Origin of the sequence: Rathayibacter sp. VKM Ac-2801, assembly GCF_009834245.1 — a bacterium.
GTDB lineage: Bacteria > Actinomycetota > Actinomycetes > Actinomycetales > Microbacteriaceae > Rathayibacter.
Genome location: NZ_CP047183.1, coordinates 885,795 through 899,416, shown reverse-complemented (window position 1 = coordinate 899,416; position 13,622 = coordinate 885,795). Strand labels below are relative to the sequence as shown.

Sequence of the window (13,622 nt, the reverse complement as noted above, 5' to 3'; positions counted from 1 at the left end):
AGTTCCCTATGGATCGGCTATGACCGGCCGATGCCGTCGCTGTGCGCTCCCGATGCGTCGTCGGCCGGATCGGCGCCGAGCTCCTCCGGATCGATCGCCGCGGTGCGCGCGTAGCCGCGGACCCGCCGGTCGATGAAGGTCGCCACCCAGAGCAGGACGCCGATCACGAGCAGCACCCCCGCGATCCCGTACTGGGCCGTGTCGCGCCCCGAGGTGATCGGCAGCACCAGGTAGACGCAGGCGATCGTGCCCAGGACCGGCAGCACGGTGGGGGTCCGGAAGTGCCGGTGCTCGACCGGCTGCCGCCGCAGCACCAGCACGGAGACGTTGACGACGGCGAAGACCGCCAGCAGGAGGAGCGACGTGGTCCCGCCCAGGAGCACCGCGATGGGGTCGGAGGGGTCGCGCGACACGTAGGCGGTCAGGAGCAGGGCGATCACCGTCGTGAAGAGGATCGCGGCCCACGGCGTGCGCCGTCCGCGCAGCACGTTCTGCAGGAACGGCGGCAGCACGCCCTGGCGGCTCATCCCGTAGAGCAGGCGGCTGGCCATCATCATGTTGATCAGGGCGCTGTTGGCCACGGCGAAGAGCGAGATGAAGGGCAGGAGCGTCGAGATCGGGAAGTCGGGTGCCGCGGCCTCGACGACCGTGACGAGCGGAGTGTCGTTGCCGGCCAGCTCCCCGACCGGCACGATCGCGACGGCGAGTGTGGACACGAGCACGTAGACCACGGCGGTGATGCCGAGACCCGTGAGCATCACGCGCGGGAAGATGCGGCTGGGCTCCTTCGTCTCCTCCGCCATGTTCACCGAGTCCTCGAAGCCGACCATCGCGAAGAACGCCAGCGAGGTCGCGGTGCTCACCGCGAGCAGCAGCGACTTGTCCTCCGGCGCCTCGAACGCGACCACCCGCGAGAAGTCGGCCTGCCCGCCGAACACCGCGAAGAAGCAGACGAAGATCACCAGCAGCAGGCCCGAGAGCTCGATGAGGGTGAGCACCACGTTCAGCCCGACGCTCTCGGCGACACCGCGCAGGTTCACCAGGGCGATGCAGACCATGAACACCAGCGCGATGCTCAGCCGCGTCCCCGCGCCGTCCCCGAGCCCGAACCCGATCGCGAAGTTGCTCGCGAAGGCGCCCGAGGCGGCGGAGGCCGAGGTGATCCCGCTCGCCATCACGGTGAAGCAGACCAGGAACGTGACGAAGTGGATCCCGAACGCCTTGTGCGCGTAGAGCGCGGCTCCCGCCGCCTGGGGGTACTTCGTCACCAGCTCCAGATAGGAGCAGGCGGTGAGCGTGGCGACGACGAACGCGATCACGAAGGGGAGCCACGCGGCCCCGCCCACCTCGGCCGCGACCTGCCCGGTGAGGGCGTAGATCCCGGTGCCGAGGATGTCGCCGACCACGAACAGCAGCAGCAGCTTGGGGCCGAGCACCCGCTTGAGCTCGGGCGGGGCGGACGTCTCTCTCGTGGCGGTCATCGTCGGCCCCTCCCGTTGCGGATGAGCGCGAGCCTACGACCGCGGGCACCGCCCCGGGAAGAGCGGGCGCTCCCGGAGGAGGAGCCGAGCCCGCTCAGCCCGCGTGCGCGCCGAGGAACGCGAGCGCGCGCGGCCAGGCGTCGGTCGCCGCCTCGGCCTGGTAGGTCTGCTCGTTCGCGTCGTTGAAGAAGGCGTGGCCCGCCCCCGGGTAGACGACGACCTCGACGTCCCTGCCCTCGGTCGCCTCGCGGATGCGCGGCACCTGCTCGACGAGGGGTGCGTCCTGGTCGCCCAGGAACGCCAGCACCGGCACCTGCAGCGCGCCGAGCTCCTCGGCGGACGCTGTGACGTGTCCGTAGAACGGCACGGCAGCGGCCAGACGCGGCTCGGCCAGCGCGAGCGCCCACGAGAAGGTGCCGCCGTAGCAGAACCCGGTGACGGAGACGCTGGTCGCGCCCTCCTGGCGCAGGAGCCGCTCGACGAGGGCACGGAGGATCGCGACGGTGCGCGTCGCGTGCTCCGGAGTGAAGACGGGGGCGAAGAAGGTGCGCAGCTCGACCTGGCGCGGCAGGCGCCGCACCGGGTGGTCGTAGTCGGCGCGCTGCTCCTCGTCGAGCTGCTCGAGCAGACCGCTGTCGGCCAGGAGCTCGGGGGCGACGACGGCGTAGCCCTCAGCGGCGTAGCGGTCGGCGACCGAGCGGATGTGGCCGTCGACGCCCCAGACCTCGTGGATCAGGATCAGCGCCCGGCCGCCCTCACCGCTGCGGTACACCGGTACGTCGTGCTCGGCCAGGGTCCAGATCTCATCGCTCGTGGGCATGATCGCACCCTAGCCCCGGACCCCGGGAGCACGCGTCTCAGAAGTCGTACTCGCAGTTGCGGAGGTTCGCCACGTCCTCGGTGAGCGTCGGCTCCCCGCCGAGCAGGAACGCGTAGTTCTTGGAGTTGGAGGCCAGGAAGCGCAGCGTCGAGTCGTGCACGCAGTCGCGCTCGGTCAGCAGAACGGACGAGCCCAGGGCCGCCGCCGTCGTCGCTCCCGAGAGGGCGTCGGCGAAGGAGGACCCCGCGGCGAGGAAGACGCTGTCCTGCAGCAGCGACTGGGGGTAGGCGCTGTTCAGCTCGACGCTCGTCTCGTAGCGGTCGCGGCCGGCGATCCTCGAGATCGAGGGCGTGAGGCCGCGACGGGCGAAGTCCGCCACGTACGCGTCCCGGATCGAGGGGTCGCCGCCGAGGAACTCCACGTGCTCCGGGGCCAGCTCGCGCACCGCCGTCTCGGTCGCGGAGTCGGCGCCCGAGGTCGCTCCGTCGACCAGCAGCACGGGCTGCGCACGCCAGCCGGCGATCGGCGCGGCCGAGAGGGCGTCGGGGAAGTTGGTGCCGGTCGCGACGAACATGTTCGAGTAGGGGCCGGGGCCGAAGGCGTCCGCGACGATCCGGCGGGAGGTGTCGTAGCGGTCCGTCCCGCCGATGCGCTCGGTGCCGCCGACGATCGAGCGGATCGCGGAGAAGACCCCGGGGCTCACGCTCAGCTCGCTGCCGACGACCACGACCCGCTCCGGGCGGAGGCGGCGGATCTCGTCGGAGACGACCCGCGGCAGGCGGTCGGGATCGGTGAGCAGGAGCGCGCCTCCGAGGGCGGCGGCGGCCGGGCCGGCGCTCAGCGCGTCCGGCCAGTTCGCCCCGCTCGCCACGTAGAGGACCGGGATGCCCGGGGAGAAGTAGCCCGTCGCCTCCACCGACGTCGCGTAGCGGTCCGATCCGGCGAGGCGGCCGGTGTACTGCTGGTAGTCGCTGCTCAGCGAGAGGTCGATCCCGGCGGCCGATCCGCCGACCGGGACGCGCACGTCGCTCGCGTCGCCGGAGCGCAGGACGTGGTCCCAGTAGCTGTCGTCGATCACGTCGTTCCGGCTCGACGCGCGGACGAGGTAGTCGCCGGGGACCACCTGCTGGAACGAGTACGGGTTGTCGCCGCCCGTGATCAGGTCGAGCTCGCCGGTGCGGAAGTAGCCGTCGGTGCCCGGGTCGCGGTACCAGATGTCGACGCGCTGGTCGCCCGCGACTCCCCTCAGGCGGCCCTCGAGCGAGCCCAACCGCGCGGTCCGGAGCTGCACGCCCGCGGCCGGAGCCTGGAGCGGCTCGGCGCTGCGGGCGACGGCGCTGCCGCCGGACCAGAGGTCGGCGTACAGGTCGGCGTTGTCCTTGATCAGCAGGTAGTAGGTCTGCCCGGCGGTGAGCCCGTCGATGCTGAAGGTGAGGTCGGCGGCGACGGAGTGGTTCCCGAGGAGCCCCGCCTCGCTCGACCAGACCTCGACGTTCAGGAGCGCGCCGCGAGGGGTGGTGGTCGCGATCGAGCCGTCGGCCTCCTCGACCACGACGCGGCCGCTGATCGAGGCGGCAGCGTTCGCGCGGGCGGCGCCCGGGGCCTGGTCCGGCGCGTCGGGCAGGGGGGACTCGGCGCTGGGCTGCCAGAGCGGCTGCCCCGCGGGGAGCACGATCGAGCGGGGCGCGTCGGACGCGGCGACGGGAGCGGTCGACGGCGCGGCGACCGGTGCGGCGGAGGCGAGCGGGCTGGAGGTGATCGCCAGGGCGGCGACGAGGACCGCGGAGGCGGCGGACCGGAGGACGAGCGGGGACACGGCGGAGTGCCTGCTTCCAGGAGGAGGTCGCCCTGCGGCCGACCCGGCGGAGGGGATCGCGCTCATGCTAGCGGCGGCCCGCGCCCCGTCCCCCTCCCCGATCAGGGGTCAGGACACGGGCGGCGCGATGAGGATGTCGTCCCACTCCAGAGCGCGCTCGAACCGGAAGCCGTGCCGCTCGTAGAGGCGGCGGGCGTCGCTGCGCTTCAGGACGTCGAGGCGGAAGTGCAGCCCCGGCCGCGCCTCCTCCGCCATCACCCGGCGCAGGACGGCGCCGCCGACTCCGCGGCCCTGCGCGTGAGGCGCCAGGTAGAAGTGCTCGATCCAGACCGCGTCCGGCTCGACCCGCGCGGCGATGCTCCCTGCGAAGGCGCCGTCGAGCTCGATCACCCGGGTGAGCTCGGGCCGGAAGCCGTCGAGGAAGCGGTGCCGCACGCGGTGCTCGTCGTAGCGGTCGAGCGTCTCGAGTGACGGGCGCATGACGACCGCGCGCAGCTCGGCGATCGCCGCGGCGTCCTCCGCGGTCGCGGGGCGGAGCGACCAGTCGGCGTCGTCGGCCACGGTCAGCGGCCGCGGGGCTTGCGGGTGCGCCGCACCGCCGGCGCGGACGCCTTGGCGCGAGCCGGCTTCTTCTTGCCGCCGCCGGCCCTCTCCGCCTTCTCGCGCGCCTCCCGCGCCTTCGCCTTGGCCGCCTTCGCGCGCGACTCGACCTTCGGTGTCGCAGCGGTCCCTCGGGTGGTGTTCGCGCTGCGCCCGCGGACGACTCCGATGAAGTCCTCGACGTCGTCGCCCTTGTCGTCCGTCACCCAGGCGAGGCGGACGGAGGAGGGAGCGACGCCGGTCACCGGCACCGCGGTCACGTCCTTGCGGCTGTGCACACGGGCCACCGACTGCGGCACGATCAGCACGCCCACTCCGGCCGCCACCTGCTCGACCGCGTCGTCGAGGCCGGCCATGCGCGGCAGCGGGCGCCGTGAGCCGTCCGCGACCTCCTCGGCGACCGCGGCCCACTCCGGCACGTCCTCCGGGTCCTGGAGGAGGTGCTCGGCGGCCAGCTCGGCGACGTCGAGCTCCTCCGCGGCGGCCAGGGCGTGCTCGCGGCCGAGGACGGCGACGGGCTGCTCGTCGTAGAGGTGGATGGAGCTGAGCGCGGAGGAGGAGACGTCGCCGCGGACGAACGAGAGCTGCGCGCGGCCGTCGAGCAGCGCCTGCTCCTGCTCGCGCTCGGCGACGACGGTGATGCGCAGCGGGAGATCGGAGCGGCGCTGGCCCCAGACGCGGGTCCACTTGGTGGGGGTGACGCCGGGCACGAGGGCGACGGCGAGCACGGGGCCGGCGGGGACGGCGGCGTCGTCGGCGGCGTCTCCGCCGTCGGTGTTCTGGTCGTCGTCGTCGTCGGAGTCGTCGTCCCCGGTGTCGTCCGACTCGGCTCCGACGCCGATCGCGCCCGATCCGGCCGACGCGTCCTCCGCCGCCGCGTCCGCCTCACCCTCCGGACGCCCCTCCGCCTCGGGAGCGGCCTGCGGGTCGACGGTCTCGGGCTGCTCGCTCATCCCCTCAGGGTAGGTGGTCCGCGCCGCGCCGGTAGGGTTGCCGCATGGCCAAGGCGACACAGACGATGAAGGCTGCGACCGCGGCGAAGAAGCTGCAGGTCTACCTGCCCGCGACCCCGGAGGAGTTCCAGGAGTCGGCGATCACGCGCGAGCAGTACGACGAGCTCGCCGCGAACCCGCCCGCCTGGCTCGTGCAGCTGCGCGAGGAGGGGCCGCACCCCCGCTCCGTCATCGCCTCCCGGCTGAACGTCTCCATCTCGGGGCTCGCCCGCGGCGGCGTCACCGAAGCGCTGACCACTCCCGAGATCCAGGCCCTGCTCGACGAGGTCCCCGAGTGGCTGCGCGTCGAGCAGAACCGCTACGCGGAGGTCCGCCGCGAGCAGGCCCGCATCAAGTCCGAGCGCGCCGCCAAGGCCGCCGACTGACCGCTCTCCCGCCTGCGGGACCCCGCTCCGGTGCGCGCGACGTGCGCCGCGGACCGGAGCGGGCTCCCGCCGAGGAGACCCGCGCGGCTACTGGTTCGAGAACGCGGCGTCGAACGACGCGGTCGGGGTCCTCCAGAGCAGCGAGCGGATGAAGCCGACGGCCTCCTTCGCTCCGTGCAGGCGGTCCATCCCGGCGTCCTCCCACTCGATGGAGATCGGGCCGGAGTAGCCGATCGACTCCAGCGCCCGGAACGCGTCCTCCCACGGGACGTCGCCGTGACCCGTCGAGACGAAGTCCCAGCCGCGGCGGGGGTCGCCCCAGGGCAGGTGCGAGCCGAGCACGCCCGCGCGGCCGTTCTTCGGGCGCAGGCGCGTGTCCTTGCAGTCGACGTGGTAGATCCGGTCCTTGAAGTCGACGATGAAGCCGACCGGGTCGATGTCCTGCCACATCATGTGCGACGGGTCCCAGTTGAAGCCGAAGGCCGGGCGGTGCCCGATCGCCTCGAGAGTGCGGACGCTCGACCAGTAGTCGTAGGCGATCTCGGACGGGTGCACCTCGTGCGCGTAGACCACGCCGTTCGCATCGAACTCGTCGAGGATGGGGTTCCAGCGCGTCGCGAAGTCCTCGTAGCCCTCGTCGATGACCGAGGCCGGCACCGGCGGGAACTGCGCCACGTACGGCCAGATCTTCGAGCCGGTGAAGCCGACCACGACGTCGACGCCGAGCTTGCGGGCGACCCGCGCGGAGCGCTTCATGTCCTCGGCGGCGCGCTGCCGCACTCCCTCCGCGTCGCCGTCGCCCCAGGTGTAGTCGCGCACGAGGGCCTTGTGGCGGAAGTCGATCGGGTCGTCGCAGACGGCCTGGCCGGTGAGGTGGTTCGAGATCGCGAAGACCTCGAGGCCGTAGCGGTCGAGGATCTCCAGGCGCGAGGCGGCGTAGGCGTCGTCCTCATCCGCGCGCTTGAGGTCGAGGTGGTCGCCCGAGGCCGCGATCTCGAGCCCGTCGTAGCCCCACTCGGCGGCGAGGCGGGCGACCTCCTCGAAGGGCAGATCGGCCCACTGCCCGGTGAACAGCGTCACGGGGTGAGTGGCGGGGTACGTCTTCTCATCGCTCATGCGGCGATCTCCGTCCGGTCGTCGGCGGCGGGCACGGCCACCCAGGCGCCTGTCTCGGCCGCGTCGAGCACGGCCTCGGTGATGCGCGCCGCGCGGAGGCCGTCGGCGAAGGTCGGCAGACCCTCCACGTCGGCGCCCGCCACGGCGGCGTAGGTGTCGCGGGCGAACGCCGCGAAGGCGTCCTGGTAGCCCATCGGATGACCGCTCGGCACGATCGAGAGCCGGGCCGCGTCGGGCGCGAGGATCGAGGCGTCGCGCGGCACCAGCAGGGCGCTGTCGCGCCGGCCGACCCACAGCGTCTCGGGGAGCTCCTGCTCGAAGCGGAGCGACTCCTCCAGCCCGGAGACCTCGAGCACCAGCTCGTTGCGGTGGCCCGCGGTGACCTGCGAGACGAGGAGCGTGCCGACGGCGCCGCCCTCGAGCCGGACGATCAGGCCGGCCACGTCCTCGGTGCTCACCGGGCGGCCGCCGCGCTCGGCGTGGACGGTGCTCGTGATCGCGGCGAGCGAGTCGATCCGGTCGCCGGTGACGAACTCCAGCAGGTCGACCAGGTGCGAGCCGATGTCGCCGAAGGCGCGCGAGCGGCCGCCGGCGGCCGGGTCGACGCGCCAGTTGTCGTCGGAGGCGCCCAGCAGCCAGTCCTGGAGGTAGCTCCCGCGGACCGTGACCAGGCGGCCGGTCTCGCCGGAGGCGACGCGGGCGCGGGCCTCGCGCACCATCGGGTGGAAGCGGTAGGCGAACGGGACGGTCGCCACCACGCCGGCGGAGGACGCGGCCGCGGCGAGGCACTCCGCCTCCCGCAGCGTCGCGGCGAGCGGCTTCTCGCAGACCACGTGCTTGCCCGCCTCGATCGCCGCGAGCGCGAGTGCGGCGTGCGTGGCGTTCGGGGTGCAGACGTGCACGAGGTCGATGCTCTCGTCCTCGATCAGGGCGCGGGCGTCCGGGTAGGCGCGCTCGACGCCGAGCTCGGCCGCCGCCCGCTCGCCCTTCTCCGGGGTGGAGGAGGCGACTCCGGCGAGCACCGCTCCGGCGCTGCGGGCCGCGCGGCTGTGCACGGCCGCCATGAAGCCGCCGCCGAGCACGCCGACGCGCAGGGGCGCGGGCATCAGGAGAGGGTCGCTTCGGTCGGGTCCCAGCTCTCGGGCAGTGCGGGTCGGGGCGTCACGGAGCTCGTGACGAGGACCTTCTCGCCGGTCTCGGCGGCCTCGAGGAGCGAGAGCATCACGTCGGTGACGTGGTACGCCAGGTCCCCGGAGGCGGCCTCGGGGCGGTCGGCCCGGATCGCGCGGGCGAGCTCGAGCACGCCGGTGCCGCGGGAGGCGGTCGAGCCGGTCGCCGCGATGACCTCCGGCTCGGCGGACCCGCGGCGGTGCAGGGTGATCTCGCCGTCGTGCTGGTTCGGGTCGGGGAGGACGAGGGTGCCCTCGGAGCCGTTGATCTCGACGAAGCCGGTCCGCGGCAGGCTCGACTCGAAGCTCCACACGCCCTGGGCCGAGGCCCCGGACTCGAAGCGGAGCAGTCCGCCGATGTGCGTCGGGATGGTCACCGGGAACTCGGTGCCCTCCTTCGGGCCGGAGCCCACCACGCGGGTGGCGCGGGCCTGCGACGAGACGGCGGTGACGCTCTCGACGGGGCCGAGGTTCTGCACGAGCGTCGTGATGTAGTACGGGCCCATGTCCAGCAGCGGTCCGCCGCCCTCGGCGAAGAAGAACTCCGGGTCCGGGTGCCACGACTCGGGGCCGGGACCCTGGAAGAGGGTGAGGGCCGACAGCGGCGTGCCGATGGCTCCGCTCTCGATGACGCGCTGAGCGGTCTGGAGGCCCGCGCCGAGGAAGGTGTCGGGAGCGGTCGCGACGCGCAGCCCCTTCTCCTTTGCCAGCGCGAGCAGCTCGATCCCGCTGTCGCGGTCGAGCGAGAAGGGCTTCTCGGTCCACACGTGCTTGCCCGCCTCGACCGCGCGGCGCGCGACCTCGACGTGGGCGGCCGGGATCGTGAGGTTCACGACGATCTCGATGCCCTCGTGCGCGAAGAGCTCCTCGACGGTGCCGGAGGCGGGGACGCCGAACGCCTCGGCCTGGGTCCTCGCCCGCTCGAGGTCGATGTCGGCGACGAAGAGCACCTCGAGGTCGGGGAAGACGGTGAGGTTGGTCAGGTACTGCGTGCTGATGTTGCCGGCGCCGATGACGCCGACGCCCACGCGGCCGGTGCCGCTCATGCGCCGAGTCCCGAGACGTAGCGGTGGGCCGACTCCAGGCCCTCGAAGATGTCGCCGGCGTAGGCGTCGAACTCCAGCACGGGCAGTGCCTGCGGAGCGGCGGCGAGGATCGCCGGGACGTCCATCGCGCCCTCGCCCGCGGGCAGCTGCTCCTGGGTGTCGGCCGAGATCGGACCGTCCTTCACGTGCAGGAAGCGCACCTGGTCGCCGAGGCGGCCGAGCACCTCGACCGGGTCGTCGCCGCCGACGGCCGCCCAGTAGGTGTCGAGCTCGAGGACCATGCGCGGGTCGAGGAGGCCCGCGAGGTGCTCGAAGGCGCTGCGGCCGTCGACGCGGTTCTCGAACTCGAAGGCGTGGTTGTGGTAGCCGAGCACCAGGCCGCGCGCGGCGGCGGAGTCGACCAGCGCGTTCAGCTCGTCGGCGATGCGGGCGACGTCGTCCGCGGTGGTCCAGCGGGTCGGATCGACGAAGGGGTCGATCACGGTCTCGACGCCGAGCGAGACGGCCGTGTCGAGGATCTCGTCGACGGTGGCGTCCCCCTGCGGGCCGAGGAGGCGCGCGTGTGCGCTGGGAGCGCGCAGTCCGCTGGCCGGGAGCGCCGCGCGGTAGGCGTCGGCCAGGTCGACGAACCCGAAGAGCTCGACCGTGGTGAAGCCGATCGCCGCGAGGCGGTCGAGGGTGGCGGGCAGATCGGCCGCGAGCGGCTCGCGCACCGAGTACAGCTGGACAGAGAGGTCTGGGGGTGTGGCCACCGGTGGGGCTCCTGATCGCATCGGAAGGTGTGCCTCGAACCCTACGCGGACTTTTGCTCACGGACAAGCAAAACTAGCCCTGAACGCCCGTCAAGTCGGGCGCCCGCCGCACAGAAGCACGGGCGCTGTGGTTGACTCTGGCCATGTCCCCGCGCCGCCGCATCACCGTCAGCGCGGTCGGCGAGCTGCTGCTCCTGCTGGCCGACGGGGCGCCCCGGACACGGGCCGACGTGGTCGCCGAGACGGGCCTGCCGCGCGCGGCCGTCTCCGCCCAGCTCGACGTCCTGACCGCCTCCGGCCTGGTCGCCCGGCAGGACGACGCCCCCTCGTCCGGCGGCCGCCCCGCCGCCCGCGTGGCCTTCGACCCCCGGGCGCGCAGCCTGCTCGCCGTCGACCTCGGCGCGGCGCACGCCGTCGTCGCCCTGACCGACCTCGACGGCACGGTCCTCGCCCGCCGCCGCGAGAGGATCGCCATCGCCGACGGCCCTCTCGCCGTCCTCGGCCACGCCCTCGACGTCGCCGCGGCCCTGCTCGGCCGGACCCCGGCGGCCGGCCCGCTCGCGGGAGTCGGCGTCGGCGTCCCCGGCCCCGTCGAGCACGCGACCGGCCGTCCGGTGAAGCCGCCGATCATGCCCGGCTGGGACCGCTTCGACATCCCCGAGTTCGTCGGCCGCCGCCTCCCCGTGCCCGTCCTCGTCGACAACGACGTGAACCTGCTGGCGCTCGGCGAGCACGCCGACCACTACGCCGACGTCGACGACCTCCTCTACGTGAAGGTGTCCACCGGAATCGGAGCCGGGATCGTCAGCGGCGGTTCCCTGCAGCGCGGAGCCCTCGGGGCCGCGGGCGACCTGGGCCACGTGCAGGTCCCCGGCGACCGCGGCGAGGCCGACCTCGAGGCGATCGCCAGCGGCTCGGCGATCGCCCGCCGGCTGACCGAGTCCGGGATCGACGCCGCCAGCACCTCCGACGTCGTCACGCTGCTGACGGAGGGGGACCCCACCACCGTCGAGCTCACCCGCGCCGCCGGCCGCGATATCGGCGAGGTGCTCGCCACCTGCGTGAACCTGCTGAACCCCTCCGTCATCGTCGTCGGCGGCAGCATCGCCCAGGCCAGCCACGAGGTCCTCGCCGGGGTCCGCGAGGTCGTCTACCGCCGCTCCCTCCCGCTGGCGACCCGCGCGCTCGACATCGTGCAGGCCGCGGCCCACGGCGGAGGCGTCCGCGGGGCCGCCCTGATGGTCCGGCGCCACCTCCTCTCCCCCGCGCACGTCGACGCCTTCCTCGACGCCTGAGCCGTCGGCACGTGCGATCGCGCCCTGGCGAGACGCCGCGGGTCGGCGTGCCGATTCGACCGGGCGCCGCAGGGGGCAGAGAATGAATCGGTGCCCGACCTGCAGCTCTCCTTCCCCTGGGAGACGCAGCCCGTCTTCACGGACGCCGAGCCCCCGCACCTCCGGAGGGTCGTCGCCGACTCCTCGGACCGCGTCGCCTGGCTCCGCGCCCGCTCGCGCGGCATCACCGCGACCGACGTCGCCCGCCTCTCCTCCCCCGCCGCGATCGGCAAGGCCGCGCTCGACAAGCTCTACGGCACCGGCTTCGGCGGCAACGCCTTCACCGACCACGGCCGCGCCCGCGAGCCCGAGATCGCGGCCTGGGTGCGGAACGAGCACGCGATCGAGCCCAGCAGCACCCTCTTCCACGCGAGCCAGGAGCGGCGCCACCTCGCCACTCCCGACGGCATCGGCCTCCGCGAGGACGGCCGGCTCGAGCTCTGCGAGATCAAGACCACGACGAAGCCGTGGCGGAGCATCCCGCGCCACTACCTGCGGCAGGTCTTCTGGCAGCAGTACGTCCTCGGCGCCGAGCGCACGCTCGTCGTCTGGGAGCAGCACCGCGACTTCGTGCCGATCGAGGGCGAGCCCCACTCCCGCTGGGTCGACCGCGACGAGGACGAGATCCACATCCTCGTGCGGCTGGCGGGGATGCTGATGGCCGAGCTGCACGAGCGGACGCGCGCGCGGTGACGGTCCTCCTCCTGCACGGCCTGGGCGGCGACCGCTCCCAGCCGCTCGGGCTGCTGCGCTCCGCCCTCCCCGCCGGCAGCGAGGTCATCGCCCCGGACGTCCGCGCCCACGGCGCCTCCGAGCTGCTCGGCGCGCCCGGCGACTTCGCCCTCGAGGCGCTGGCCGACGAGGTGACGGAGGAGGTCGTGCGGGCCGGAGCCGCGCACAAGCCGCTCACGGTGCTCGGCATCTCGATGGGCGCCGCGATCGCCCTGCGCCTCGCCGTGCGACGCGTGCTTCCGATCGACCGCGCCGTCTTCGTGCGCCCCGCCTTCACCGCCGAGCCGCTGCCCGAGAACCTCACCGTGTTCCCCGTCATCGCGCAGATGCTGCACGACCACGGCGCGAAGCGCGGCGAGCGGATGTTCCGGGCCTCGGGCCTGTTCGCGCGCGCCGCCGAGGTGTCCCCCGCGTCGGCGGAGGCGCTGACGCAGCAGTTCCGCTCCCCGCGGGCGGCCGAGCGCGCCGTCCGGCTCGCCCAGATCCCCCGGAACGCCGCCTACCGCGACTCCGGAGAGCTCAGCGAGGTCATCGCGCGCACCCTGGTGATCGCGGCCGAGCGCGACCCCGTGCATCCGGTCGAGGTCGCGGAGGCGTGGGCTAGGGCTCTTCCGGATGCGGACTACGAGCGCGTGCCGTCTCGGGACGCGGGCTTCGCCGCTCAGCAGGACCGGATCCGCGGGCACGTCCGCGGCTGGCTCGCTCGGCGCTGAGGTCCTCGAGCGCGAGCACCAGGCCGACGAACGCGAGCCAGAGCACCGCGATCGCGGTCGCCACGAACTCGAGCGTCCCGCCGAGCCGCAGCCACACGCGCAGGAGCGACAGGATCCCGCCGGTCCCGGCGACGACCGCCACCGAGATCCCGGCGGCGAGCGAGAGCCGCGCGACCGCCGGGCGCCCCCGCACCGTCGCCAGCTGGAGCATCGCGGCGCAGGCGGCCGCGAAGCCGAGCACGGCGGCCGAGGTGTGGATGAGGTCCTGCCAGCGGAAGGCCGGCCCGACCGGCAGCGGGCAGCCCGCCGTGCAGGTCACCTGCGAGGCGAGCGCGAAGCAGGCGGCCGCCAGGAGGATCGCTCCGGCCGGGCGGAGGGCGGGCAGGAGGCGGGCGCGCACCGCCCAGGCGCCCGCGGCGATCAGCGCGCCGCCGGCCGCCACGAGCAGCAGAGCGGCCTCGAAGGCGCCGGCCGTCGGCAGGTCCGGCGCACCCATCTCGCTGACGTAGACCCAGCGGCTGGTGCCGATGCTGATCCGCGCGGCCAGGAGGACCACGAGCCCGGCCAGGACCAGGAGGGCACCGCCGACCAGCAGGGATCGTCGGCGTCGCATCCCCTCATCGTGCCAGACCGGGCGCCCGCGCCTCCGCTCGCCAATCTTCTCC

General features: G+C 73.8%; 14 protein-coding genes. 4 read left to right on the top strand and 10 right to left on the bottom strand.

Going from position 1 to position 13,622, the window contains the following annotated elements; all coding sequences use genetic code 11:
- Window positions 1-17: 17 nt before the first annotated feature.
- From GSU45_RS04105 to GSU45_RS04085, 5 genes are all read right to left on the bottom strand, one after another.
- On the bottom strand, window positions 18-1,481 hold the full coding sequence (locus GSU45_RS04105) for an APC family permease (protein ID WP_159912935.1): 1,464 nt from the start codon (window positions 1,479-1,481) through the stop codon (window positions 18-20).
- 94 nt (window positions 1,482-1,575) lie between these two features.
- A complete protein-coding gene (locus GSU45_RS04100; protein ID WP_159912933.1) occupies window positions 1,576-2,301 on the bottom strand; it encodes a dienelactone hydrolase family protein in 726 nt (241 codons plus the stop codon).
- 37 nt (window positions 2,302-2,338) lie between these two features.
- A complete protein-coding gene (locus GSU45_RS04095; protein WP_159912931.1) occupies window positions 2,339-4,117 on the bottom strand; it encodes a cell wall-binding repeat-containing protein in 1,779 nt (592 codons plus the stop codon).
- A gap of 108 nt (window positions 4,118-4,225) precedes the next feature.
- Window positions 4,226-4,678, bottom strand: a complete 453-nt coding sequence (locus GSU45_RS04090) for a GNAT family N-acetyltransferase (RefSeq protein WP_244248208.1) — start codon at window positions 4,676-4,678, stop codon at window positions 4,226-4,228.
- Window positions 4,679-4,680: 2 nt separating this feature from the next.
- Window positions 4,681-5,670 (bottom strand): LysR substrate-binding domain-containing protein, encoded by a 990-nt coding sequence (locus tag GSU45_RS04085; protein WP_159912929.1) that lies wholly within the window; start codon window positions 5,668-5,670, stop codon window positions 4,681-4,683.
- 44 nt (window positions 5,671-5,714) lie between these two features.
- Here GSU45_RS04085 and GSU45_RS04080 point away from each other — a divergent pair, with 44 nt between their 5' ends.
- Entirely contained in the window at window positions 5,715-6,095 is a 381-nt protein-coding gene (locus GSU45_RS04080; protein WP_104223641.1) for a DUF5997 family protein, read from the top strand.
- 87 nt (window positions 6,096-6,182) lie between these two features.
- On the opposite strand, the gene GSU45_RS04075 is transcribed toward GSU45_RS04080, so the two are convergent.
- Genes GSU45_RS04075 through GSU45_RS04060 form a run of 4 tightly spaced genes read right to left on the bottom strand, consistent with a single transcriptional unit; the run spans window position 6,183 to window position 10,178 of the window.
- The gene (locus GSU45_RS04075) at window positions 6,183-7,211 is read right to left on the bottom strand and encodes a sugar phosphate isomerase/epimerase family protein (RefSeq protein ID WP_167299019.1); all 1,029 of its coding nucleotides are present in this window, start codon (window positions 7,209-7,211) and stop codon (window positions 6,183-6,185) included.
- On the bottom strand, window positions 7,208-8,317 hold the full coding sequence (locus tag GSU45_RS04070) for a Gfo/Idh/MocA family oxidoreductase (protein ID WP_159912927.1): 1,110 nt from the start codon (window positions 8,315-8,317) through the stop codon (window positions 7,208-7,210). The genes GSU45_RS04075 and GSU45_RS04070 overlap by 4 nt, the downstream gene beginning before the upstream one ends.
- The gene (locus GSU45_RS04065; RefSeq protein WP_159912925.1) at window positions 8,317-9,426 is read right to left on the bottom strand and encodes a Gfo/Idh/MocA family oxidoreductase; all 1,110 of its coding nucleotides are present in this window, start codon (window positions 9,424-9,426) and stop codon (window positions 8,317-8,319) included. The genes GSU45_RS04070 and GSU45_RS04065 overlap by 1 nt, the downstream gene beginning before the upstream one ends.
- Window positions 9,423-10,178 carry a sugar phosphate isomerase/epimerase gene (locus tag GSU45_RS04060; protein ID WP_244248207.1) on the bottom strand — a complete coding sequence of 252 codons (756 nt, stop codon included), beginning with the start codon at window positions 10,176-10,178 and terminating at the stop codon, window positions 9,423-9,425. The genes GSU45_RS04065 and GSU45_RS04060 overlap by 4 nt, the downstream gene beginning before the upstream one ends.
- A gap of 143 nt (window positions 10,179-10,321) precedes the next feature.
- On the opposite strand from GSU45_RS04060, the gene GSU45_RS04055 reads away from it, so the two are divergent.
- From GSU45_RS04055 to GSU45_RS04045, 3 genes are all read left to right on the top strand, one after another.
- Window positions 10,322-11,473, top strand: a complete 1,152-nt coding sequence (locus GSU45_RS04055; RefSeq protein WP_159912921.1) for an ROK family transcriptional regulator — start codon at window positions 10,322-10,324, stop codon at window positions 11,471-11,473.
- A 99-nt stretch (window positions 11,474-11,572) separates the two neighbouring features.
- Complete coding sequence (locus GSU45_RS04050) at window positions 11,573-12,205, top strand: YqaJ viral recombinase family protein (protein WP_244248277.1); 633 nt, start codon at window positions 11,573-11,575, stop codon at window positions 12,203-12,205.
- Complete coding sequence (locus GSU45_RS04045; protein ID WP_159912919.1) at window positions 12,202-12,957, top strand: alpha/beta fold hydrolase; 756 nt, start codon at window positions 12,202-12,204, stop codon at window positions 12,955-12,957. The genes GSU45_RS04050 and GSU45_RS04045 overlap by 4 nt, the downstream gene beginning before the upstream one ends.
- Here GSU45_RS04045 and GSU45_RS04040 read toward each other — a convergent pair.
- A complete protein-coding gene (locus tag GSU45_RS04040) occupies window positions 12,845-13,570 on the bottom strand; it encodes a DUF998 domain-containing protein (RefSeq protein WP_159912917.1) in 726 nt (241 codons plus the stop codon). The two genes, GSU45_RS04045 and GSU45_RS04040, sit on opposite strands and share 113 nt — an antisense overlap.
- Between the last annotated feature and the right edge of the window lie 52 nt (window positions 13,571-13,622).

Coding starts and splice junctions, on each gene's coding strand:
- GSU45_RS04105 (WP_159912935.1), bottom strand. CDS start 1,481: ATGACCGCCACGAGAGAGACGTCCGCCCCGCCCGAGCTCAAGCGGGTG.
- GSU45_RS04100 (WP_159912933.1), bottom strand. CDS start 2,301: ATGCCCACGAGCGATGAGATCTGGACCCTGGCCGAGCACGACGTACCG.
- GSU45_RS04085 (WP_159912929.1), bottom strand. CDS start 5,670: ATGAGCGAGCAGCCCGAGACCGTCGACCCGCAGGCCGCTCCCGAGGCG.
- GSU45_RS04080 (WP_104223641.1), top strand. CDS start 5,715: ATGGCCAAGGCGACACAGACGATGAAGGCTGCGACCGCGGCGAAGAAG.
- GSU45_RS04075 (WP_167299019.1), bottom strand. CDS start 7,211: ATGAGCGATGAGAAGACGTACCCCGCCACTCACCCCGTGACGCTGTTC.
- GSU45_RS04070 (WP_159912927.1), bottom strand. CDS start 8,317: ATGCCCGCGCCCCTGCGCGTCGGCGTGCTCGGCGGCGGCTTCATGGCG.
- GSU45_RS04065 (WP_159912925.1), bottom strand. CDS start 9,426: ATGAGCGGCACCGGCCGCGTGGGCGTCGGCGTCATCGGCGCCGGCAAC.
- GSU45_RS04055 (WP_159912921.1), top strand. CDS start 10,322: ATGTCCCCGCGCCGCCGCATCACCGTCAGCGCGGTCGGCGAGCTGCTG.
- GSU45_RS04040 (WP_159912917.1), bottom strand. CDS start 13,570: ATGCGACGCCGACGATCCCTGCTGGTCGGCGGTGCCCTCCTGGTCCTG.